Source organism: Paraburkholderia haematera (assembly GCF_905220975.1).
Classification (GTDB): Bacteria; Pseudomonadota; Gammaproteobacteria; order Burkholderiales; family Burkholderiaceae; genus Paraburkholderia; species Paraburkholderia haematera.
This window is the reverse complement of record NZ_CAJNBK010000028.1, coordinates 19,995-43,226: the sequence shown is the minus strand read 5'-3', so window position 1 is coordinate 43,226 and position 23,232 is coordinate 19,995. Positions and strand designations below refer to the sequence as shown.

At 62.9% G+C, this 23,232-nt stretch carries 20 protein-coding genes and 1 tRNA gene; 19 read left to right on the top strand and 2 right to left on the bottom strand.

The genetic code is table 11. From position 1 onward, the window contains the following. Nucleotides 1–20 precede the first annotated feature (20 nt). The 13 genes from KHO23_RS30015 to KHO23_RS29955 are packed head-to-tail and all read left to right on the top strand — an operon-like array spanning nucleotide 21 to nucleotide 10,266. Complete coding sequence (locus KHO23_RS30015) at nucleotides 21–479, top strand: tetratricopeptide repeat protein (protein WP_211615958.1); 459 nt, start codon at nucleotides 21–23, stop codon at nucleotides 477–479. 1 nt (nucleotide 480) lies between these two features. Continuing rightward, complete coding sequence (locus tag KHO23_RS30010) at nucleotides 481–804, top strand: acyl carrier protein (protein WP_211615956.1); 324 nt, start codon at nucleotides 481–483, stop codon at nucleotides 802–804. After that, nucleotides 804–1,733, top strand: coding sequence for a type III secretion system inner membrane ring lipoprotein SctJ (sctJ, locus tag KHO23_RS30005; RefSeq protein ID WP_211615954.1), 930 nt, complete (start codon nucleotides 804–806; stop codon nucleotides 1,731–1,733). Before KHO23_RS30010 ends, sctJ begins: the two co-directional genes overlap by 1 nt. Then, nucleotides 1,730–2,305 (top strand): hypothetical protein, encoded by a 576-nt coding sequence (locus tag KHO23_RS30000; protein WP_211615952.1) that lies wholly within the window; start codon nucleotides 1,730–1,732, stop codon nucleotides 2,303–2,305. The genes sctJ and KHO23_RS30000 overlap by 4 nt, the downstream gene beginning before the upstream one ends. Then, nucleotides 2,299–3,078 (top strand): flagellar biosynthesis protein, encoded by a 780-nt coding sequence (locus tag KHO23_RS29995; RefSeq protein WP_211615950.1) that lies wholly within the window; start codon nucleotides 2,299–2,301, stop codon nucleotides 3,076–3,078. Before KHO23_RS30000 ends, KHO23_RS29995 begins: the two co-directional genes overlap by 7 nt. Next, the gene (locus KHO23_RS29990; RefSeq protein WP_211615948.1) at nucleotides 3,075–4,046 is read left to right on the top strand and encodes a FliM/FliN family flagellar motor switch protein; all 972 of its coding nucleotides are present in this window, start codon (nucleotides 3,075–3,077) and stop codon (nucleotides 4,044–4,046) included. The genes KHO23_RS29995 and KHO23_RS29990 overlap by 4 nt, the downstream gene beginning before the upstream one ends. Then, on the top strand, nucleotides 4,043–4,687 hold the full coding sequence (gene sctR / locus KHO23_RS29985; protein ID WP_211615946.1) for a type III secretion system export apparatus subunit SctR: 645 nt from the start codon (nucleotides 4,043–4,045) through the stop codon (nucleotides 4,685–4,687). Before KHO23_RS29990 ends, sctR begins: the two co-directional genes overlap by 4 nt. Further along, complete coding sequence (gene sctS, locus KHO23_RS29980; RefSeq protein WP_211615944.1) at nucleotides 4,684–4,959, top strand: type III secretion system export apparatus subunit SctS; 276 nt, start codon at nucleotides 4,684–4,686, stop codon at nucleotides 4,957–4,959. The genes sctR and sctS overlap by 4 nt, the downstream gene beginning before the upstream one ends. Nucleotides 4,960–4,961: 2 nt before the next feature. After that, the gene (locus KHO23_RS29975) at nucleotides 4,962–5,684 is read left to right on the top strand and encodes an EscT/YscT/HrcT family type III secretion system export apparatus protein (RefSeq protein WP_211615942.1); all 723 of its coding nucleotides are present in this window, start codon (nucleotides 4,962–4,964) and stop codon (nucleotides 5,682–5,684) included. After that, entirely contained in the window at nucleotides 5,681–6,421 is a 741-nt protein-coding gene (locus KHO23_RS29970) for an EscU/YscU/HrcU family type III secretion system export apparatus switch protein (RefSeq protein WP_211615940.1), read from the top strand. Before KHO23_RS29975 ends, KHO23_RS29970 begins: the two co-directional genes overlap by 4 nt. A gap of 1 nt (nucleotide 6,422) precedes the next feature. Next, entirely contained in the window at nucleotides 6,423–8,501 is a 2,079-nt protein-coding gene (locus tag KHO23_RS29965; protein ID WP_211615939.1) for a flagellar biosynthesis protein FlhA, read from the top strand. Between the two features lie 8 nt (nucleotides 8,502–8,509). Next, nucleotides 8,510–9,838 carry a FliI/YscN family ATPase gene (locus KHO23_RS29960; protein ID WP_236067047.1) on the top strand — a complete coding sequence of 443 codons (1,329 nt, stop codon included), beginning with the start codon at nucleotides 8,510–8,512 and terminating at the stop codon, nucleotides 9,836–9,838. Further along, nucleotides 9,838–10,266, top strand: coding sequence for a hypothetical protein (locus tag KHO23_RS29955; RefSeq protein ID WP_236067050.1), 429 nt, complete (start codon nucleotides 9,838–9,840; stop codon nucleotides 10,264–10,266). Before KHO23_RS29960 ends, KHO23_RS29955 begins: the two co-directional genes overlap by 1 nt. A 443-nt stretch (nucleotides 10,267–10,709) precedes the next feature. Here KHO23_RS29955 and KHO23_RS29950 read toward each other — a convergent pair whose 3' ends face one another. Together KHO23_RS29950 and KHO23_RS29945 are read right to left on the bottom strand one after the other, a co-directional pair. Beyond that, the gene (locus tag KHO23_RS29950; protein WP_211615933.1) at nucleotides 10,710–11,828 is read right to left on the bottom strand and encodes a DUF1521 domain-containing protein; all 1,119 of its coding nucleotides are present in this window, start codon (nucleotides 11,826–11,828) and stop codon (nucleotides 10,710–10,712) included. 213 nt (nucleotides 11,829–12,041) lie between these two features. Then, nucleotides 12,042–14,603, bottom strand: coding sequence for a hypothetical protein (locus tag KHO23_RS29945; protein WP_211615931.1), 2,562 nt, complete (start codon nucleotides 14,601–14,603; stop codon nucleotides 12,042–12,044). 1,171 nt (nucleotides 14,604–15,774) lie between these two features. Between KHO23_RS29945 and acs the strand changes: the two genes are divergently transcribed. The 6 genes from acs (at nucleotide 15,775) to KHO23_RS35715 (ending at nucleotide 23,220) form a co-directional block, all read left to right on the top strand. Beyond that, nucleotides 15,775–17,757, top strand: coding sequence for an acetate--CoA ligase (gene acs / locus KHO23_RS29940; protein WP_211615929.1), 1,983 nt, complete (start codon nucleotides 15,775–15,777; stop codon nucleotides 17,755–17,757). A gap of 381 nt (nucleotides 17,758–18,138) precedes the next feature. Next, nucleotides 18,139–20,232, top strand: coding sequence for a cytotoxic necrotizing factor Rho-activating domain-containing protein (locus tag KHO23_RS29935; protein WP_211615927.1), 2,094 nt, complete (start codon nucleotides 18,139–18,141; stop codon nucleotides 20,230–20,232). 111 nt (nucleotides 20,233–20,343) lie between these two features. Next, a complete protein-coding gene (locus KHO23_RS29930; RefSeq protein WP_211615925.1) occupies nucleotides 20,344–20,718 on the top strand; it encodes a DUF4212 domain-containing protein in 375 nt (124 codons plus the stop codon). Nucleotides 20,719–20,722: 4 nt separating this feature from the next. Continuing rightward, nucleotides 20,723–22,741 (top strand): sodium:solute symporter family protein, encoded by a 2,019-nt coding sequence (locus KHO23_RS29925; protein ID WP_211615923.1) that lies wholly within the window; start codon nucleotides 20,723–20,725, stop codon nucleotides 22,739–22,741. Nucleotides 22,742–22,801: 60 nt separating this feature from the next. Beyond that, a tRNA-Ser gene (locus KHO23_RS29920) sits at nucleotides 22,802–22,892 on the top strand. Between the two features lie 64 nt (nucleotides 22,893–22,956). After that, entirely contained in the window at nucleotides 22,957–23,220 is a 264-nt protein-coding gene (locus KHO23_RS35715) for a helix-turn-helix transcriptional regulator (protein WP_407946086.1), read from the top strand. The last annotated feature ends 12 nt before the right edge of the window (nucleotides 23,221–23,232 follow it).

Sequence of the window (23,232 nt, the reverse complement as noted above, 5' to 3'; positions counted from 1 at the left end):
GTCTTCGGGAGCCATTGCAGATGCAGGACGACACACTGGAGCTGCTGATTTCGATCGGTCACTACGCTCGCATTCATCGACGCTTCGACGAGGCGGACTACCTGTTCGACCGGCTGGCCTTGCTGTATCCGCAGCGGGCCTTTCCGTACCTCGGGCAGGGTCTTGTCGAGATCGATCGTGCGAATTACCGGGGCGCATCGCTGCTGTTCGGCCGGGCGCTCGGCGTCGTACCGGACAGCGCGCTGGCACGCGCCTGGCTCGGCGTGTGCCGGATATTCGAAGGCCACTACGCGCTCGGCGTACGCACGCTGATCACGGTGGCGGATAGCGACGAACCGGGTGCGAGTTCGATGGCTGCGGCATTTCTGAACCTGCCCGAATGCGCACCGTATACCCGCGCCGCTCGCGCCGCGCATGCCGCGCAGGCTGCGACTCCCCTTTCAACCATAGAACGACTAACTAATCTAGGCGGGCACTGATATGTTGCAACCTCCGGTCACCACCATGCCGACGCAAGCCGGCCCATTGTCCCCTGTGACGCCGGCCGCGGGCCTGTCCGCTGCCGGTTCGGGTGCCGAAGCTTCGCTGGTCGAGCGTCTGCTGGCGCATGCGCAGAACGTGCAGGATACGTCGGCGAAGCAACTGTCGCAGCACCTCGATCAACTCGACACTGGCCGCATCTCGACGTCTGACATGCTGCGTCTTCAGGCCGACATGGGCGCCTTCGGGGTGAAGGTGCAAATGACGGTGCGTGTGGCCGACGAGATCGGCCGCGCGATCCAGACGCTGACGCAACGAAGCTGATGCGCCGCACCCTGATCCTGCTGCCGGTGCTGCTTTTCCTCGTCGGCTGCAGAACCTCGCTTTTTGAAGGCCTGGACGAGGACCAGGCGAATCGCATCGTCGCCGCGCTGAGCCATCACGGCATCAACGGCTACAAGGAGCGCAACGCGGACCGGACCTGGAACATTTCGGTCGACGACGCCGATGCGGTGGTCGCCACCGAACTGGCCAGCGCGTATGCGCTGCCGCGCGGTGGCCACGCGAATCTCGGCGACCTGTTTAGCCGCCAGGGGTTGATCTCGAGCCCCGAGGAAGATCGCGTCCGCTATGTGTATGGGCTGTCGCAGGAACTGTCCGAAACGCTCGAGAAGATGGACGGCGTCCTGCTCGCCCGCGTGCACATCGTGCTGCCTCAAAAAGATCCGATGGATCCCGCCCAGGACACGCTGCCGTCGGCGTCCGTGATGATGCGCTACCGCAGCGACTACAACCTCGAACTGATGCGCGACAAGATTCGCGCACTGGTGGCGGGCAGTGTAGAGGGGCTGACGCCCGCGCGCGTGTCGCTGACGATGCTGCCGGTGACGCCGGTGCTGAGCTTTCCTGGCAACTGCACAGACGGCGCCGACGTCGCCGGTGCCGCGGGCGCGGTCGAGGCGATGCCCTGCGGGCAAGACAGCGGCAAGGCGTCGAGACGCACCACGGCGATGCTGTGCGCGTTGGCCGTGCTCGTGCTGCTGGGGACCGGCTTCATGTGGTGGTGGCACTCGGAAACGCGCACGTGGTTCAAACGGCAGCCGCGCGGGCGCAGTGCCGGACTACCGCCCGTAGATTCCCGGCAGTCTGTGTGGAACGGGCGACGCGACGGCGCTGACGCGAACACCGTCGATACGGCCGGCGCCGGCACCGGTCCTTCGAAATCCACGACCCGCACCGGAGATGACACATGAAGCACGCTTATACCTGCGCACCTGCCCAATGGGCGCATCACAGCTGGCTTGAAGCCGGGCAGCCGATTCGAAACGAGCGTGCCGCGCGTGCTGCCCATGCCTTTCTGTTCAGCCGTTACCCGCAACTCATTCAGGTGGTGCTTGCCGACGTCCCACCCGTCTTGCCGCTCTGGCCGCGGCCGGCGTGCGCGCGCTTGTGCCGGATCGTGGCCGCACTCGCATTCGCCCGTTCGTTGCGCCACGTGGTCGCTGCCGGGGCGCGTGCCGCGCTGGCGGTCAGCGTCGCGCCGCGCCTGCTTGCTGCGATTCAACGGCACCCGCGTGCCGACGCGGCCGACCTGAAAGTCGAGCCGCCACCGACGCTATCCAGCCGGCACGACATGACGGCGCTTGGACTGGCGTTGGCGATGCAGACCGCGACGGACTCCCACTATGCGTTCTGGTGGAGCCTGCGCCTGCCGCACGAGATATCGAATGCGGCGACGCGCTATCGCGTGCACGGCTTGTCGGCGCTCGAAGCGCGGGAACTGCTTGCCGATGCGCGGCGATTGATGGAGGCGCACTCATGCTGATCTGTCGAATGGGCGTGTGGCGAATCGAATCTGACGGCCATTTGAGCGCGCTCGAACTCGCGTCGCTCGAAGGCCTTCGTGCAGTCGAAGCTGAGCGCGCAGCCGAAGCGGCACAAGAACGCGCTCACCTCGCCATGCAGGTGCGTGAACTCAAACGCCGCGCGTGGCGCCGCGGTCATTCGGCCGGTAAGGCCGCTGCGTTGCGTGAACACGTCGGCCGCGCGGCTGCCGCGGCCTTTGCCGCGCATCGCTTACAGGACCGGTTGACGCAGATCGTGCTGAGCGCGGTGTGCGACATTGTCGGCGGACTGCCGCCGTCGGCCACGTTGACCAATCAGTTGCGCCGCGCGGTCGCCGTGTCGCAGTCGCAACGACTCGTGTCCGTGCGCGTTGCCACGCCGGTCTTCAAGGACGCCACCCAACTGATCGCAACGATCGAGCAGGAGCTCGGTACGCCGCTTTGCACGGTTCTGGCCGATGCGGAATTGCCCGCCCATTCGTGCGTTATCGAAACCGAAGCTGGCGTGATCGATGGTGGCCTGAAGATGCAACTGCGGGCGTTGGAGCGCGGCATCCGTGACGGCGTGGCGCACGTGTTGCATACCTACGACCTGGCTGACGGGTCGGGACGCACGGCGCTCGACAACATCGAGCGTGGCGTGCGGCTGACGCTGGCCGTGCTGGCCAGGTCCCAGGCGCCCCCGCCGCCGCAGCCCACCTCGCCGATTCAGACTCGCGTCGTGCAACGGCGGCTCGTGCGGGAGGCCGCATGAGTCTCTGGCCTGATATGGAAACCCTCGCGCGAGCCGATGCCGAGCGCCACAACCTGGCAATCCGGCACTTTGGGCGGCCACAGGCAGTGCGAGTCGGCACGCGCCGCTTCACGCTGGAGTTCGAGGCGTGCCGCGCGCGCTATCCCTTGCTGGTGTCCGGCATGGCGGCGCACGCGTCATTTAGCGCCGCGTGCGATGCCGGCGCGCTGCTGCCGGAACTGTCGCCAACCGTGATCGCCGAGCGCGGCGACACAGCCCTGACGCATGTCGTTGACGCGCTGAGCGATTGGCTGTGCGCGCTTGAAGGGCTGTTCGGTTTCACGATCGACGTCACCACCGTCGCTGTCGATGCGCGCACGCAGCCGGGCGCATACGGCATCGCCGTCACGCACGCGGCGAGCGGCCGCGCTGCTCATTTCGCGGTTTGCAGCCCCGCGGTCGATGCCTGGCTGCAACGGCGCATGCCGGCGCCGCTGTCCAGCGAGGCGCTGCTGCGCCGCCTGTACGTGAGTATGCCGATCTGTATGCCCGGCCCGTCGATGTCGCTGCCGCGTTTGCGCAAGATCCAGGTGGGCGACGCACTGCTGTTCGACCGTCATTCGTGTTACCTGCGCGTGCCATTGCGCTTGGGCGCGTGCCGGATTTTGTTGAAGTTCACTGAGGAGCACACCTTGATAGACCATGTCCTGAATGATGAAACCCAGCCCGTTGAAGTGACCAGTGAGTTGTTGCCTATCGACGCCCTGACGTTCGCGTTCGACGCGGTGCTCGGCACGCTGTCGTTGTCGGTCGCTGAACTGGCCCATCTGCGCCAGGGTTCGATCGTCGCATTCCGCCTGCCCGCCACTGAGCGAAAGGTGACGCTGCTGTGCCAGGGCATTCCGTTTGCGCGTGGCGAGCTGATCGAGATCGAGGGGTCGTTAGGCGTGCGTGTGACCCGACTCACTCATGAGGATCTGCCGGCATGACTGCTCAACTCGATCAGGTGCAGACCATCGGCGTGTTCTTCATGCTCGGCCTGCTACCGCTTGCGGTCGTGATGACGACTTCGTTCACGAAGTTCAGCATCGTGCTGACGCTGTTGCGCTCGGCACTCGGCGTGCAACAGGCACCGAGCAACCTGGTGATCTCGGGGATCGCGCTCGCGGCGACGCTGGTCGTGATGTCGCCAACCATCACGAAGATTGAAGCCGCGCTGCCGGCCAGCGACAGCGGTGAAGTTGCGATGCCGCGTCCCACCGAACTGTGGCAGGCGGTGCGCGGTCCGCTCGGCGAATTCATGCTGAAGCATTCGCGGCCCGACGAGCGGGCGTTTCTCGTCGGCGCCGCGAAGCGGATCGATCCCGGGCACGACGCCCGCGAGACCGATTTCCAACTGCTGATTCCCGCGTTTCTGATCAGCGAAATATCGAGCGGCTTCGAGGCGGGCTTTCTGCTCTATATCGCTTTTCTGGTGGTGGATCTGGTCGTCGCCAACGTGCTAACCGCCATGGGCATGATGATGCTGTCGCCAAGCACGGTATCGATCCCCTTGAAGCTTTTCATCTTTGTGTCGGTGTCAGGTATCTCAAAGCTGATGCACGGCCTTATCGTCGGCTATGCCAAATGAACAGTGTTCCCTCTCTTGCCACGTTGTCCAGCGATGCGCTCATGCTGGTGTTCTGGTTGTCGCTGCCGGCGCTCGCCGTGGCGACCCTTGTCGGTCTGCTGATCGGGCTGTTGCAGTCGGTCACGCAGATACAGGATCAGAGCCTGCCTTACGGCGCAAAGATTATCTGCGTCGGTGCGGCGCTGATCGTTACCGGTCCTTGGGGGAGCCGCGAGCTCACGCGCTTTCTCACCCATGTGTTCACCTTTATCGCGGCGGGGCGCCTGCACTGAACATGAACTACACCGGCTATCTCGAGGGTTTTGCGTTCTGTGCGATCAGGCCCGCAGTGGCGCTGTTCCTGATGCCGTTCGGTCAGAGCGGTTCGCTCGGCATCCTGCTGCGGCTGCCGATGCTGCTTGCGCTGGCCATGCTGCCTCAACAGATCGGCTGGCCGGCGCACCTGCTGCCGGCGATCTGCGTCGAAGCGGCAACGGGTGCTGCGCTCGGTCTGCTGCTCGGCACGATTTTTCATGCGGCAGCGGCGGCGGGCGCAATACTCGACCAGCAGGGCGGCTACTCCAGCGCGGCAGTTTACGATCCGCACTTCCAGCAGGAAGCGGCGTTATTCGAAACGATGTTTTCGCAGTTTGCCGCCCTGACGCTCTTTACGGGGCCAGGCCTGCCGCTTCTGTTTGGCTTCTTTACGGATGCGTGGGTGTTATGGCCACCCGGCCGTTGGCACCTTGATCTGAGCGACGTGTTCCGGGACATTGCACTGCGCGACCTGCCCGGCTCGCTGACCGAAGGCGTGCGGCTCGCCAGTCCGTTGCTCGGTCTCGCACTGCTGATCGACGTTGCTTTCGGGTTGATGTCGCGGCATGCAAAGCGGCTCAATCCGTTTGCCACCGCGCGCACCGTCAAGGCGTTGATCCTCTCGTTTGCCGCGATGCTCAGCGTGCCGCCGCTGTTTGCCCAGTTGCGCATCGCGTTCGATCATGTGATCCATCTGCGATGAGTGACAAGACCGAAGCCCCAACCGCCAGGCGAATCCGCCGTGCGCGCCAGGACGGCGAAATCGCGAAGAGCACGCATCTGACGGTCGCGTTCAGCGGTCTGTTCTGGTGGCTGTATCTGTTCATCGAGGCTCCGCGGCTCTATGCGTTGGGCACGAGGCTGATGCTGCATATCACGACGCTAGACGCCGCCCTTCCGTTCGGCGACCGGTTTGCGTCGACGCTCGCCGCGCTGAGCGCATTCGTGCCGGCCATCCTGACCACGCTCGGCATCGGTGTACTGGCGGTTCTGGTGCCGGAATTGATGCAGACGCGCGCAATGATCGCGTGGAAGCGTGTGACACCCGACATGAAGCGTCTGAACCCGGTGAACGGGTTCAAGCAGATGTTCAGCCTGCGCCTGCTGTGGGACGTGGTACTCACGCTGCTGCAGTTCGCGATCCTGCTATTTCTGTTCGCGCAGGCGCTCGCCGCGTGGTTGCGGCAGCTTGCGCCCATCTGGGTCTTCTCATTGCCGGTTCACCTCGGCTATACGGCGATATCGCACTCGCATCTGCTTGCCTGGATGGCGGCATCGCAGATCGTGCCCGGCGCCGCTGACTATTTCATCCAGCGCTTTCTGTGGCTGCGCGGTTTGCGCATGGACAAGAGCGAAATCAAACGGGAATTCCGCGACGACGAAGGCGACCCGTACGTCAAGAACCGTCGCCGCACGCTTCATCGGGAGCTTGGTCAATAACATGTCGAACCGTTCCATTCTCAGCCGCTACGATCTTTCGGCTTTCTTTGCGCGTCACGCGGATCTCGCGGTAGGCATCGGCATGCTTGCCGTGCTTGCGCTCCTGATCGTGCCCGTGCCGCCATTCGTGCTCGATCTGTTCATTTGCGTGAGCTTCGCTGCCAGCCTGACGATGCTGACTACTACCCTGTACGTGTCGAAGGCCGCGGAACTCGCGAGTTTTCCGTCGCTATTGCTGATCACCACGCTGCTGCGCCTTGCGCTGGCAATTGCGTCGACCAAGATGATCCTGTTGCATGGGCACGCCGGCCAGATCATCGCCGCATTCGGTGAAATGGTGGTGGGCGGCAACGTCGCGGTCGGACTGGTGGTGTTCATCGTGCTCGCGGCGATCCAGTTCATCGTGGTCGCGAAGGGGGCTGACCGGGTGGCCGAAGTGGCCGCGCGCTTTACGCTGGATGGCATTCCGGGCCGCCAGATGAGCATCGACGCCGACATGCGCAACGGGGTGATCACGGCTGCGCAGGCAAGCCGGATGCGCGCGGCGCTCGAACGCGAGACGTACTTCTATGGCTCGCTCGACGGCGCGATGAAATTCGTCAAGGGCGACGCGGTGGCGGGGCTCGTCGTCGCGCTGGTGAATATCGTGGGCGGCCTGGCGGTCGGCATCGCGCAGCGCGGCATGTCGTTCGGCGACGCGCTGCACACCTATACGATTCTCACGGTCGGCGACGGTCTGGTGTCGCAGATTCCGTCGCTGATCGTGTCGGTGGCGGCGGGCATCCTCGTTACCCGCGTGGCTTCGGCCGACAACGCGGATGCGCATCTGGGCGGCGACATTTACCGGCAACTCGCGCTGCATCCGAAAGCGATCGCGATGGCCGGTGTGGCATGTCTCTCGTTGGCGGCGATTCCAGGTTTTCCGCATATCCAGTTTCTGGTTGCCGGCGGCCTGCTGCTTGCGCTGGCGATTACGCTAATGCGCAATGCCGCGGTCGCGGCGAACTCACAGCGCGCGTTGATGCCTGAGATGACGCGCGACGGTGGCAACTATGTGCCGCGCATCCTCGACGATGTCGAACTGGGCACCAGTGCGACGTTGCGGCTGCGGCTCGGCCTGAAGGCTTTCGATGCGTTGCGGCCCGAGGCGCTGAACCGGCAACTCGGCCAGTTGCGCCGACACCTGATGGTCGAACTGGGCGTGCCGTTTCCTGGCCTCGCGTTGCTGCGCGACGCGAGGCTCGACCCGGAGCGCTACATCTTCGATATCGAGGACGTGCCGTTTGCGAGTGGCACGCTGGTCCCCGCCCACCTGTTGGTGAGCGGAGATGAGAACCTGATTACGTTCGACGGCGTCGAGGGCTACCAGCCGCGTGCCGCGAAATCGGTCTGGGTGGCGGCCGCAAAGGCGGCGTCGATCAACGATTCGGGCATCCGCAAGGCGACCGTCGATGAAGCCCTATGCAATCACCTCACGGAAGTCTGCGAACGTTCGGCTGCCGATTTTCTCGGCACGCAGGAAACGCGTTTCCTGCTCGATCAGTTGGCGATCGAATTTCGTGAACTGGTCGCGCAGGTGGCGCAGGCCGCGAGCACGGTGCAGCTCGCGAGCGTGCTGCGGCAACTGCTGCAGCAGCGGGTGCCGATTCGCAACCTGCGCGCGATTCTCGAAGCCGTTGTGCGCGTGCCGGCGGGTGAGCGCACGATTGACCGGATGGTGCGGGACGCGCGCATCCAGCTCGGACGGCAGTTCGTGCGCGGCTACGCTGACCTCGAGACATGGACGCTCGCCGCGGCGGTGCTGGAGCCGGCATGGGAAGCCAGTCTCGAGGCGCAGATCAGAAGCGGTGTCGACGGCGAGCCGCAGTGCGTGCTCTCCGCTGAAGATCTGACGCGGGCGCAGCAGATCTTTGCTGCGGACCTCTCCGGGATCAGTCTGATCGTCACGCAGGCTGTGCTGCGTCCGCACCTTGCGCGTCTGGTGCGCGACTTCGGCTGGCGCATCGAGGTGCTGGCGATCGAAGAGATTCCACTCGACGTCTACCGTATCCAGACTGTCGCGACGCTCGGTGCAACATGAGCAGGAACATGACGCAATTGTCCGGAAATAGCGTACCGGTGTTGACCTCTGCGCCGGCGTTGCGCGGCCGGGTAGTCGAAGCGCGCGGCGTGGTTGCGCGGGTGGTGGGGGTGTCGCTGCGCATCGGCGAGAAGGTGCGGCTGGTGCGCCCGGATACGTTCGAGGTGCAATACGGCGAAGTGGTCGGCTTTGCGCACGATGGCGCACTCGTCATGCCGCTCGCCGGATTGACGGGCCTCTCCGATATTACCGAGGTGCAAGGCTGCGGCTCAGCGTGGGGCACCTTCGACGCGGCGGGCCTGCTCGGACGGGTGATCGACGGTCTCGGCAACCCGCTCGACGGCGGTCCTGCGCCCCAGCCGCTCGCGGCCGGTGCGGTGGCGCACGCCGATGCCGGGGCGACGCTCAATCCGCTCGAACGGCCGGTCATCGCCACACCGTTTGCCACCGGGGTGCGCGCCATCGACGGCCTGCTCACCTGCGGCGTAGGTCAGCGCACGGGCATCTTCGCGCCAGCGGGGGGCGGCAAGAGCACGATCATGGGCATGATCGCGAACGGCGCATCGACCGATGCGGTGGTGGTGGCCCTGATCGGCGAGCGGGGCCGGGAGGTGGCGGAATTCATTCACGACCATCTTGAACACCGGCGCGCGTCGACGATCGTGATTGCCGCGACGTCCGACCGTCCCGCCGCGGAGCGGATCAAGGCGGCGGAACTCGCGGCCAAAGTCGCGGCGGGCTTGCGAGCGACTGGACGCAATGTGCTGTTGTTGTTCGATTCGCTGACGCGCTATGCGCGGGCGTTGCGCGAGCTCGGCCTGGCGGTCGGCGAGCCGCCGTTGCGCGGTGGCTTTCCGCCGAGCGTGTTCGCGCAGTTGCCACGGCTGATCGAATCGGCCGGCGTGACGGCGCAGGGCAGCATCACCGCTTTCTATACCGTGCTCGCCGACGAGGCCGATCTGTCCGACCCGGTCGCGGAAGAGGCGCGTTCGCTGCTGGACGGGCACATCCAGTTGTCGTCGAAACTGGGCGCGGCTGGGCATTATCCGGCGATCGACATTCTGCGCAGCCGCAGCCGCCTGATGAATCGCGTGGCGGATGCGGCGCAGCGCGCCGATGCGAACCGCGTGCGCGACTGGCTGGCGCGTTATGAGGAGGTTGAGATGCTGTTGCAGATCGGCGAATACGAGCGGGGTAACGATCTCGAGACGGACCGGGCGATCGACCTGCGCCCGGACATCCAGCGCTTTCTGTGTCAGCCGTACGACCGCTGCAGTTCGTGGTCCGAAACGCGCGCGCAGCTGCACGGCTTGTGCGCCGGCGCCCCCCCGATGTGATGCGCGGCGCGGCGCAGGAGGCGGATCTTTGGCGGCGGCTCACGAGGGTGCGCGGTTTGCGGGTGCGCCGCAGGCTTCGCGCGCTGGCCGACGCGCGCCGGCGTGAGCGGCGGGCGGCCGCTGCGGTGGGTGAACAGGTCGCCGCGCTGGAACGGCACGCAGCGCAGCGGCAGCGCGTGCTTGCGTTCTGCCGGCGCGATCAGAGGGCCGGCGGCCAGTGGCATGCGACGCTCCGTGCCCACGACGCACAGATGCCCATGCTGCAGCGGCAACTGAGCGACGCGCAGCACGCGCACGCGGCGGCGCGCCACGAAGCGGGAGAAGCGCTGCGGGACTGGAATGTCGAGCGGGTCCGGCATGACGACGCAAAGTACCGATGGAGAGCGGCCGTCGCGCGCGTGGCGTGCGGCGACCGTGACGAACGCTAAAGCCAGGCTTAGTTTTCCAGTGACGATTCAAACGCATCGTCAAGCGGTGCGAATGTAGCTCAGCAGACCAGTGGCCCGGCAAATAATAATGGAGTGGGCGGCGATTCAAAAATCAAACACTGACAGTCTCTCTGCCCATTCGAATCAACAGCCCGCCATTTATTCGCCGTCCGATCCTGGTGGAACCGAACTATACGGTTCACGCGCGGAAAGCAGTGTGCCTATGCGGGTTCCAAGACGGCGTGGCGGGTTGCCTGTCACGACCATGAAGCTGGCCGCTGGTGGACAACGCGGATTGATGCGGCTTGATGCGGATTGGCGGCCCAGACGAGCCCAGGTGAGTTCATGGAGGAGATTGGATGCCGCACCCATTCGGCGAGTGTGCGTGCGGCATCCTTTTGGAGCACTGACTGATGCGGTTACCCCATCATCGTGCGATGCGCTTATTTATTGGCATTCCTGATGTTGTCAGCAGTTGGCTCCTTGCCGGTGGTCGGATCGATCCAGCCACTGCCGTTGCGAGCGGCCAGGACGGTGTAGCCGTCCGGCACGGCGGCGTCTAACGCGCGGCCGTTGTTGCTCTTCTGCACGTTGAGGCCCGCCTTGTTCTGCTCGCTCAGCCCCGTGACCTGGTAGGCCTGATTGCCGTGGGTGATCGTCACCTGGTCCGCGAACGAGACAGACTTGTTGTTCGCGGCCGGCTGGGTGCCGACGGTGACCTTGGTGTCGTCAGGCAGCATGAACGTCATCGGGCCGTTGAACATCGCAGTCGATGAGTTGGCGCCGTTGGCGTGCTGTGTGAGATGCGGATCCCCCCAGATTTTCGTTGTATCGCCGGTTTTGGCGTTGGTCATGATCATCGACGAATCGGCCTTGTTGAAATCGAGCTTGTAGTTGCCCAGATCGATACTCGACTTGTTGTCGCAAACCGCGGTGTTGCTCCACTGCGTCTGGTTGCTCCTGCCCGAGTCCTTGCCGCAGTCGTTGCGCGAGGGCGTGGGGTTTTTGCCGCCGCAGTCGTTGCGCGGGGGCGTGGGGTTTTTGTCGCCGCAATCGTTGCGCGGGGGCGTGGGGCTATTGCCGCCGCAGTCGTTGCGCGAGGGTGTGGGGTTCTTGCCGCCGCAGTCGTTGCGCGAGGGTGTGGGGTTTTTGCCGCCGCAGTCATTGCGCGGGGGCGTGGGGTTATTGCCGCCGTAATCGTTGCGCGAGGGCGTGGAGTTCTTGCCGCCGGTTGAACTGCTGTTGCCGCCACGATCGTCATTGCGCCCGGAATTTGCCGGCTGCTGGTTCGCGGCCGGCCCGCGACTGGTGATGCTTCCCTGTGCGAAGTAGGTGCTGCTTTGGCCGTTTCCCGTGGTCTGGCTGAAGACTGAGAACGACGCCTTGGAGAAGCCGCTCAGCATATTCGACATCTGGCTGGACGAACTGGAACTGTTATTGGACCCGGCGCCGCGCGAAAGCTGTGACTGTGCGCCGCCGCCAAACAGGGTGTTCAGGTTGCCCTGAAACGAGAGATAAGGATTGCTGATTTGTGGAGAGTTGAATTGCGTTGCTGCTTGCATGTCGATATTCCTGAAGTAAAAGAGCCGGCCTGGGCTGTGCGGCCGGAACCGCGTGGCCGACGGTACGAGGTGGGTCCCGCGTATGAATAGTAGGTGCGAAGCCGCGGCGGCAGGCCATACTTATATATAGAACTGCACACCGTCCGGCGGATTGGTTGGTTGCACATGCGACGGGTGCCCTCCTTGCGGTGGGGCGTCGTGATCGCGTTGATGTCACGCCATGAACGGTCCCGGCTGGTTGGGATCGCCATGCGCAGGTGGCGGTGGCTGGTTAGGGGTGGGCGGCGATGGCTTGACCGGTGGCGTTCGGGTCGCCTGGAGCGGCGCATAGACCGGTGTCGTTCCCTGCGGATAGACTAGTTCCTGCTCGCCTGTGTAAATGTTCTTCGCGAAGGTGGGCGATTCGATTGGCACCTCGCTTAGACGCAAACCGATACGGGGAGTGGTACTTCCGTCTTGAGACGTCGCCGTCGCCATTTCGTCGACTCGGAATAGGGTGTTGGGTCGGAATAGCCATTCGTTCTCGCCGAGGGCCAACGTGGTGACGCGATGAACAAAGGGCGTTGCCGACTTCGACTGGATGTCGTAAAGCGCGAACGCACTCCCGGGGGCATCCCCAAACTCGCCGTCCCTCAGGGTTGTTTGTGCGTATTCGCTGTCGCTGGCTGCGGACATGAACGCTGGCGAGTTGGTCACGTAGTCGCCTGCCGCAAGCTTGCTTGCATAGTCGGCGGGGACCTCCCCGATGCGAATCAGGCGACTCTCGCCGCCGGGCCTCGGCAGACCACCCAGAGCAGTTTGCAACACCTTGGCGCGCGCGGCGGTGCCGCTTTCGTGGGTGCGATCGCGCAGTTGCTGGTTGAGTTCGTAGTTGACGTCGTCATCGTAGCCGGAGCCCGTCGAGTATGTATCGCTGGTATCCACATACGTCCAGCTTCTGAGGGCTTGTTGCTGCTCATCGGGAAGACGGTCGAACGCGGTTTGGTATCGTCTGCTGAACACCTGGTTTTCGAGCCAGTGGTTCGCATCGGAGTGCCATGACTCTGGATTGAGCGTTCGCAGCATATCGGCGGAGGGGGCGGCGCCGGTCGCGGTCGAGACCCGATAGTTTTCCCCGAACGGCCGCGCTTGCTGAAGTCCCGGGGGCGGCGAATCGTTCGGGTTCATGCCGCCCTTGAGCCCCACATCGGAGTGGACCTTCCAGTCGCCTTGGGCGTCTAGCCTGACTGGATATTGAGGCCGGTACGCGTTATTGGGCTGATACACGCGCCAGGTGCCGTTGTCGCGGTCGAAGCGGGCGGGGTAGATCTTCCCGCTATTGGGGATATAGCGCTGCCCGTTGCCGTCCGTGAGCACGCCTTGCTGGCCAGGGGCCTGTTTCAGTGTATCGGGCGCGGTCTGCACGGCGTAGTCGTCGGGTAAGCCTGACTTCTCGCCGTTAATGCGCTGCGATGCCTCGGCGACGGCCTCGTCCACACGCAGGCCTTGCGCTGCAGTATCGCCCGCCGGCGGCGTGCTTTGCACGCCGGCCGCGCCGGTCTTGCCAGGCTGCACGGACGGCGCATTGTGGATGGCGATCTTATCGTCGCCCGTCTCGATCGCCCGCGCGGGTAAATGCGCTTCGGAAATCGCTTCGCCAGGAGAATGCCCTTCGGAACCCGCTTTGACAACGGCGGTGGCGCTCTTCGCGGCAAGCCGTTCGGTGAAAGCAGTCGCACCTTCGCCCGCGACGAGCCCGACCAGACCGGACGCGAGGTCGATGCCTAGCCGCGTGTTTTCCGACAACGCCGAGTGCGCATCGAACGCTGCCGTGAGCGGCGCGAACGGCGTCATGCCCAGCAGGAAACGAGCGGTACCTTCGAAGACTTGCTCAGCCAGCTTTTCCGCACGGGCATGCGGCGTGATCGACTCGTTTTTGTACGACGTGTCGTGCAGCACGGCGTTGTACTGGTCCGCCAGATCGCGGACATAGTCGGGGCCGGCCGGTGGCAGGTTATTCAGGATGTCCGGATAGTTTTTCTGAGCGTCGACGTCATAGGTGTTGAGTTTTCGTCCCGCGTCGACTGACCAATTGACGAGCTTGTCGTGCAGCGTGGGATCGTCGCGCATTCGCTGCGTGAAAGCGAGCAGCCGGCGGTCGGCCAGGTCGTCGCGGCCGGTGCCGGGATTGGTGCTATACAACTGACTGCCGATCAACTCGTAGCGCTTGCCAGGAGCGTCGGTAAGCGCGTCGGCTTCGTGGAGGATCCGGTCAACTTCCGCCTTCGCCTCGCCCCATTTACCGGCTTCCTGCGTCGTATGCTGGTCGATCGCCGTGGCGATTCTGTGTTGCAGAGTGTCCTTTAGCTCTGTGGCCTGCGTGAAATAGTGCTCACGTGCAGCTGGCGTCGCGGCAGTGACGAACCCTTGGCGCAGGCGCCCCAGTGCGCCGAGTTGCTGCTGGTCCGCCAATCCCGTCAAGTAGCCGCCGCCGACCGGCCGGTTGAAGACGCTCAACGCCCGGCCGACCGGATCGTTGTCCATGATGGTGGCGCGTGCGAGCAGCGCACTGCCCAGTTGCGACAGTTGTTCGTCGGCACGTTGCCGACCTTCGGCGTTCCTGCTGTCGCGGAACGCGACATCGAGCGTCGCTGCGGCACCCGCGTAGGCCTCGTGTTCAGCCTGAGGTAGCGTGGCGAGCTGCGCCTGCATGTCATTGACCCTTTGCTCGAACAGCTGAACCTCTGGGGGGTAGCCTGTGAGGTTTTGCTGCAGGGCGGTGCCAAGCCGCGCCATATTTTTCTCGTCCTGGTCGCTGCTTCTCGACAGGCGTGTCCCGTTAGGTAGCGGCGTTGTGTCGTGCGCGTCGAGCAGGTGCTCAAGCTCGGCGCGTGTGACGCCGGATAGTAGCGCTCGCGTGTAGGGTGCGGAGGGTGGTGCAGCCGTGGAGGGTTTCGCCAATGCAGCCGACGGGGCCAGCTGCGGTGAAGACGGCGTTGAAGCCGGGGCAGCACCGCCGACAGCGCTGCTGCCCCGGCTTGCAGTGACGTCGCTGCGAGGCGTGGATAGTTGCGGCGAGCCAGGCGGCACCTGGTCGCCGCCGCTTGAGCTATACCGGTTCCGTAGGAGCGCCCCGTCGGACTCAGTCGAATCGGATGACGTGTCGCGCAGAGTCGGCTGTCGCTGCACCGGCGCTGGCGTGTCGGGAGATGGGGCGGTGTCGCTGGCCGGGTCGCGACCCGGCTCGGTCAACGTGGTGCTGGCAGTACTGTCAGTGGACCTGGTCGTCAAATGAATGCTCCTTTTGCATGGCAAGGTGACGGACCCGCTTTACCCGGGTCCGCGGATTAACACCGGTTGTGATGCATGACGATGGGAACACCCCAGGTCCAACGCCGGGTGTCAATCCTGTATGACTGCGCGCTTTGCATGTCATGCCAGACGGGTTGCGGCCGGCATTGAAGTGGGATTGACTCCGCTTATGACGTCGTGGCGTGAGAAGGTTTGCTTTCGGACAGGGTTTCCCCTCCGCGTATGACATACCGGCGGGTCGTCACGAAACGCTCGCGCAGCAGCATTCAATCGTGGGTAAACACCAATCGCCAGATAACAATCTAACGTCGTCTCCGGTATAACCCTGGTGTCGATCGTGCCTGCGCTCGACCCAAACGCAGATCGCATCGGCTCCGCCCATGACAGTGCCTGACCGTATCAGCTAACATGACAATCCCGAATGCCTCGGCAAACGACGCGCGAGCGCCCCCTGATGTAAGTGACAGGTAAGTTGCGGCATCTATCGTGGCAGCATGTCGGCAACGGGTCGCATCGCATGGCACCGTGCGGCATCAGCGACCACACCGTCAAGGAATCAGGAGACACGCGCCGCCTTGTTGCGCGCGACATCATGTGGCGCGCCATAGGCGTGCCGGCACAGGTTTTACGTTTCATCTTCACCAAGGGGTTGTCGATGTCTGCGATTGAATCGGTTCTTCACGAACGCCGTGTTTTCCCGCCCTCCGCTGAAGCAGCGGCTGGCGCGGCCATCTCCGGTATGGATGCGTACCGGGCGCTTGCCGCCGAAGCGGAGCGCGATTACGAGGGTTTCTGGGGGCGCCTCGCTCGCGAGACGCTAAGCTGGAACACGCCCTTCACCAAGGTGCTCGACGAATCGAAGGCACCGTTCTACACGTGGTTCGAAGACGGGCAGATCAACGCGTCGTATAACAGCATCGACCGTCATGTCGAAGCCGGTAATGGCGAGCGCGTTGCGATCATCTTCGAAGCCGACGACGGCACCGTCACCAACGTCACCTATAACGATCTGCTGCAACGCGTGTCGCGCTTTGCGAACGCGCTGAAAAAACGCGGCGTGAAGAAGGGCGACCGGGTCGTGATCTATATGCCGATGTCGATCGAAGGCGTCGTTGCCATGCAGGCCTGCGCGCGGATCGGCGCCACGCATTCGGTGGTGTTCGGCGGCTTTTCGTCGAAGTCGCTCAATGAGCGGCTGGTGGATGTGGGCGCCGTCGCGCTCGTCACGTCCGACGAACAGATGCGCGGCGGCAAAGCCTTGCCGCTGAAGAATATCGCCGACGAAGCCATCGCCATGGGCGGCTGCGATGCGGTCAAGAGCGTGATCGTCTACAAGCGCACCGGCGGCAAGATCGCATGGAACGAAAGCCGCGATCTGTGGATGCACGAGCTCGCGCAGGCCGAATCGGATCAATGCCCGCCCGAGTGGGTCGGCGCCGAGCATCCGCTTTTCATCCTCTACACGTCGGGTTCGACCGGCAAGCCGAAGGGCGTGCAGCACAGCACCGGCGGCTATCTGCTGTGGGCCGCGCAGACCTTGAAGTGGACTTTCGACTGGAAGCCCACTGATGTGTTCTGGTGTACCGCCGACATTGGCTGGATCACCGGTCACAGCTACATCACCTATGGTCCGTTGACGCTAGGCGGCACCCAGGTCGTGTTCGAAGGCGTGCCGACCTATCCGAACGCCGGCCGCTTCTGGGACATGATCGCCAAACACAAGGTCACACTGTTCTATACCGCGCCCACGGCGATTCGCTCGCTGATCAAGTCCGCCGAAGCGGACGAGAAAGTGCATCCGAAAAGCTACGACCTGTCCACGCTGCGCATCATCGGCACGGTCGGCGAGCCGATCAATCCGGAAGCGTGGGTGTGGTATCACGAGAACGTCGGCGGCGGCCGTTGCCCGATCGTCGATACGTGGTGGCAAACCGAAACCGGCGGCCATATGATCACGCCGCTGCCGGGCGCCACACCGCTGGTGCCGGGTTCGTGCACGCTGCCGCTGCCGGGCATCATGGCGGCGGTGGTCGATGAAACCGGCCAGGACGTGCCGAACGGACAGGGCGGCATTCTGGTGGTGAAGCGTCCGTGGCCGTCCATGCTGCGCAACGTATGGGGCGATCCGGACCGCTACCAGAAGAGCTACTTCCCCGAAGAGCTCGGCGGCAGGCTCTATCTCGCTGGCGACGGTGCGGTGCGCGACAAGGAAACCGGCTACTTCACGATCATGGGCCGCATCGACGATGTGCTCAATGTGTCCGGCCACCGCCTCGGCACGATGGAGATCGAATCGGCGCTGGTGTCGAACCCGATCGTGGCTGAAGCGGCCGTGGTGGGCCGTCCCGATGCCACGACGGGCGAAGCCGTCTGCGCATTCGTGGTGCTCAAGCGCGCGCGTCCTGAAGGCGAAGAAGCGGTGAAGCTCGCCAACGAACTGCGCAACTGGGTTGCCAAGGAGATCGGTCCGATCGCCAAGCCGAAGGACATTCGCTTCGGCGAGAACCTGCCGAAGACACGCTCGGGCAAGATCATGCGCCGCCTGTTGCGCTCGCTCGCGAAGGGCGAGGAGATCACGCAGGACGTGTCCACGCTGGAGAACCCGGCGATTCTCGATCAGCTCGGCGAGTCGCTCTGAGCTTGGGTTTGCCTGGGTTTGTCGCAGGAGCATGTCGAACGACGTGCCCTTGACCGGACCCAGGTATCGACCACGTGGATTCGGCTGCTAAAGCCCCCGGGCGGACAATCGCGATTGTCCGCCCGGGGGCTTTTTGCTAATTGGCTCCGCCACGCTGGCCCCCATCGCGACATCAAGGAGCAGGAGAGGGCGCTGGAACAGTTTCCACGCGATGCCGCCGCCGCACAGATCCTCTGCACCCGCCCCACTACATTGTGCATACCACGCACCGAGAACGGAGCGCTATAAGTCACCTTGAAATATCTGGACATTTCAAGTGAGTGAACGAGTACTTCGGACATCTGGTGCGCGAGTTTGGCGCTCATTTTTGGAGGCGTGGTCATGCGAGTAAATAGCCAATATGTATCGGGTTACGATCAGGGTGCTTCGGCATCTACAGATAATCGTTCAGATCAGACGCACGCTGGTTCGGCTGCGCCTCAAACACAGGACGCATCTATCCCAATCAAGCCGTTGCAGAACAGATTGTCGCTGCCGATTGTCGACCCGGACGTCGTCTGGACGCGTCTCCAGGGCTTCGAGAATCATGTTCACGAGATTGAGCAAAGGCAACGCGAAGGCGGTACGCTTTCTGACGTTGACCGTTCGGCATTGGCGGCGTACGACGAGTTGCGCAGTGATCCCTTGTTTCCGCGGAAGGCAAACGGTGGGGAGCCGACCGCTATGCGGCGCGTTTCGGATAATCCCAGCGGCACTGAAACGACCACGCCCGGTCCCACGACCAAGAAGGAAGATGGCCCTCGCGTGCAGTATATTGGCGGCATCCAGATCAAGAGGGACTACACGTTCGAGGAAGGGGCTAACATTTTCGTAGACGCGTTAAGGAAGCCATTCTCTTCATTTGCGAGAAGTGCAACGGATACCTACCTGAAGATGAACGAGGGGCGCCCCATATCAGGGGAGGAAGGGCAAGAAATTGATCGATATGTTCAATTTATCGACGCCGCTTATTCGATGGCCCCTCAGGGGCGAGTGATGGTCGTGACGGGCTCCACGTTGGACGTAATTAAAAACGCAGGTTTGGGCAAACCTCTAACGCCAGAGACTATGGTAGATGCAATGCAGTCGGCTACTAATGTTCGTGACCCTATGTCAGGAAATAACCCCAGCCGGTCGCGTCAAACCAATGCACCGACCAGGAACTTCAATCCGCCTACCCGCTTCGACGACGGTCGGATCGCCTATCCTTTGAGTCCGACGCGGCCGCCCCGTTTGCCAAAAGAGCCGCAGACCAGTGGGGCTTCTGGTACGCGAGGTCCGCACGAGAGGCAACCGTCCGCCGAGCCCTCCAGTGGTGGAAATCCGGATCCCCGGTGGAGAACTCAAGGAACGACCGGGGCGATACCGCGGCGACCGTTGGAGCCGCCAACTGGCACACAGCCCACGAAAGGGGTAGGCGGCGTCGTGCGGAAGGCGCTTTCCAGGTTGAGAAAGACTTCGGTAAGCAATGGTCATGTGGAACGGCTAATCGGAAAAGGACCGTTTAACGTCGAGCCTCCTGCCAATTCGGCGGAAGAAGGCCGGAGAATCCATGAGTTCCCAGTCAATTTCGATTTTTATCGGAAGGATGGAGAGGGTGGGATGACCTACGGAATCGATACGAGGCAAGCCCAGTCGGCCAAGGATCTCCGCTCCCATGTACGACAGGACGTCTTGACGGTAGGAAACGGCTCACAAGTTACCTCGGAGGAAAGCCACAGTAAGGTCCGTCTGGGGGAGCACTGGGGACCCTCGAGGAAGCGGCTTTCCAAAGATGTGAGTGTCATCGAACTAGCCAACGGTCGGAATGGCGTCGGTGCGATCAGAATCCCGTATGAGAATCTGAAACCCGGCCAGACCGTTGTTGTAACCGGAGGCTCGCTGAGTGGCTGCACAATGATGTTCGCGTCGGATACGGGCCATTTCTATGCCTATCATGCAGGAACCTACGGCGAGGGGAATGAACGCTGGACTACATCGCATGACGGCGCAAACGCCATTCGATATGCAAGCAATAGGTTGAAGACTGAGACGTCCGTGGATACTCATAACTATGAGGGCAATAACAATGACCTCGTCCATGTTGGCAATAAGTACCCGTTTTCCGTCATTGTTTACAACGGGAAATATGAGGTGCCGGCAGCGAGTGGAAATTTTTTGAAGCCGTCGGATCCCCAACCTGTTGACGCACGCATTACCGAGTACCAAGGGGCGATAAATCATGGCACGTACGCTTTCGACTACCACATTTCAAACCAGGAAGTAGGGCAGTTGGGTACGGCGGAAGCTGTGATACGCAAAGATAAACAAGGTGTAGTTACTGTGCGTGTGCTGGCGGAAAAGGGCGAAGTCGAGCTACCGGGGCCGAAGTCCCGTCAAGGTGGAGAATATACGTACACGGAGGCAAAAACGTACGAATACAAGCCAGGGGAGTGAGATAGCGTTGTTGATAAGGCGCGAGGTGCCAGTATTGACATCGCGTGTTGTTAAAGCCACCGCGCGGACAATCCCGATTGCCTGCCCGGTGGCTTTTTGATACACAGGCGCATGGCCGCGCCGCACCCCACCTCTCACGCTACGCTCAACCCCGCGCCCGAACCCCCGGCGGTCTCGGCAGCGATGGCGCGCGCGCATCAGAAGTACTGGCGCTTCAATCTCGCGTTGATCGCGACGTTGATGACGGTGGGTTTCGTTGTGTCGTTCGGCTTACCGCTGGTGGCGCCGGCCTTGGAGCAGGTGCGCTTCGGTGGCTTCAGATTGCCGTTCTACTTCGGTGCGCAAGGGGCGATTCTGATCTACGTCGCGTTGATCGTCGTTTATATCGTGCTGATGCAGCGCGCCGACCGCCGGCTGCAGCGCGCTTTCGATGCCGATGCCAGTGCCAGTGTCGATTCCGGCGCGCCCACTGTGCACGGAAGCTGAGCCGATGAAGCTCACGAACCGGCTAATCCGCTCATACGCGTTCTATACGCTTGGCTTCCTGCTATTCATCTACGTGATGTGGCGGATCGAGCGAACCACCGGCCCCGGCGTGTGGATCGGCTACGTGTTCCTGTTCGTGCCGATCGCGGTGTATGCGGTGATCGGCTTGCTGTCGCGCACGTCTGACCTGGTCGAATATTACGTAGCCGGGCGGCGCGTGCCGTCCTTCTTCAACGGCATGGCGACTGCGGCCGACTGGCTCTCCGCGGCATCGTTCATCGGTCTCGCCGGATCGATCTATGCAACCGGATATGACGGTCTCGCGTACCTGATGGGTTGGACCGGCGGCTATTGCCTCGTCGCATTTCTGCTCGCGCCATACGTGCGCAAGCTCGCACGCTACACCATTCCCGATTTTCTCGGCACGCGTTTTTCGAGCAACGCGGTGCGTGGACTCGCTGCGTTAGCGGCCGTCCTGTGTTCCTTCGTCTATCTGGTCGCGCAGATTCAGGGCGTCGGCCTGATTGCGACGCGTTTTATCGGCGTGGATTTCGCGGTCGGCATTTTCTGTGGGCTTGCCGGCATTCTCGTGTGCTCGTTTCTGGGTGGCATGCGTGCCGTGACGTGGACCCAGGTCGCGCAATACATCATCCTGATCGCGGCGATTCTGATTCCCGTGTCGATGATCGCGCATAAGGATGGCCTCGGCTGGGTGCCGCAGTTCAACTACGGCCGCTTGATGGAACGCGTCGAAAGCCTGGAAAAGCAGGTGCGCGAGGCGCCGCTCGAGCAGACCGTACGCGATGACTATCGGCGGCGCGCCGGGTTGATGCAGATCCGGCTCGATTCGCTGCCGCAATCGTTCGTTGACGAGAAGCTGCGCCTCACGCAGGAAGTCGCGGACTTGCGGCGTCACAATGGCCCGCTGCGAGAGATCAAGGAGCGTGAGCGCGCGCTGGAACAGTTTCCACGCGACGCTGCCGCCGCGCAGATCGTCTGGACCCAACGCCGCGACGAGATGCTGATGCGCGCGGCCGCGCCGGTGCCGATGCACGAACCGTTTCCCGTCACAAGCGAGGAAGACCGGCGCACCCACGAACGCAATTTCCTGTCGTTGCTGCTGTGCCTGTCGCTTGGCACGGCGAGCCTGCCGCACATCCTGACACGCTACAACACGACGACCTCGGTGGCTTCCGCTCGACGCTCGGTCGGCTGGACGTTGTTTTTCGTCGCGCTGTTCTATCTGACCGTACCCGTGCTGGCCGTGCTCATCAAGTATGAGATATTGACCAACCTGGTCGGCCATCACTTTGCTGATTTGCCGCAGTGGCTCACGCAGTGGCGCAAGGTCGAGCCGAGTCTGATCAGTCTTGCCGATACGAATGGCGACGGCATTGTGCGCTGGAGTGAGATTCAGATGCAGCCGGATATGGTGGTGCTCGCCGCGCCCGAGATTGCGGGGCTGCCGTACGTGATGTCCGGGCTGATCGCGGCGGGCGCGCTGGCCGCGGCGCTCTCGACGGCGGATGGTTTGCTGCTGACGATCGCCAACGCGTTATCGCACGACGTCTACTATCACATGGTCGATCCGGCGGCATCGAGCCAGCGGCGCGTCACGATCTCGAAGATTTTGCTGTTGGGGGTGGCGCTGTTCGCGTCGTATGTGGCCTCGCTCAATACGGGGAATATTCTGTTTCTGGTAGGGGCGGCGTTTTCGCTGGCGGCTTCGAGCCTGTTTCCGGTGCTGGTGCTGGGCGTGTTCTGGAAGCGCACCACGCGGCTTGGGGCGGTGGCGGGCATGGTGGCGGGGCTGGTGGTGTGCATTTACTACATCGTGTCGACGTATCCGTTCTTCACGCAGATCACGGGCTTCGCGGGCGCGCGGTGGTTTGGGATCGAGCCGATCAGCTCAGGCGTGTTCGGTGTGCCGGCGGGGTTTCTGGTGGCGATCGGGGTGAGTCTGATCGACCGGAAACCGGATGCGTATACGAGGGCGCTGGTGGACTACATCCGGCATCCTTAGGCGGGTTTGCGCATGGGTGTGGCGCAGGGCGCGAAGTTTGCTATAATTCGGCTCCCCGCCGGAGAGATGGATGAGCGGTTTAAGTCGCACGCCTGGAAAGCGTGTATAGGTTAATAACCTATCCGGGGTTCGAATCCCCGTCTCTCCGCCAGAAATGAATGAAAAACCCCGTAAGTTAAATCGCTTACGGGGTTTTTTTTCTGCTGGCCCATCAAATGGCCCATCATCGGGTTGAATTCCGCAGCGCACTTTTGCTAATGCTGTTGTCTCCCTCGCGTCAGGCGCTAATGGATGACTGGCATTCGACCCGCACTTCACGGGATTTCCCCCGCTGCGCTGGAACGCTCAAGACCTTCTCATCCTGCTGCGATCTTTCGCGTTCAACCATCTATCAACGCATCAAGGACGGTACCTTTCCAGCGCCGATTCCCCTCGGGCCACATGGGGGCGTTCTGTCGGCTGGCGTGTGGGCGGAATAGAGCACTTTCTCG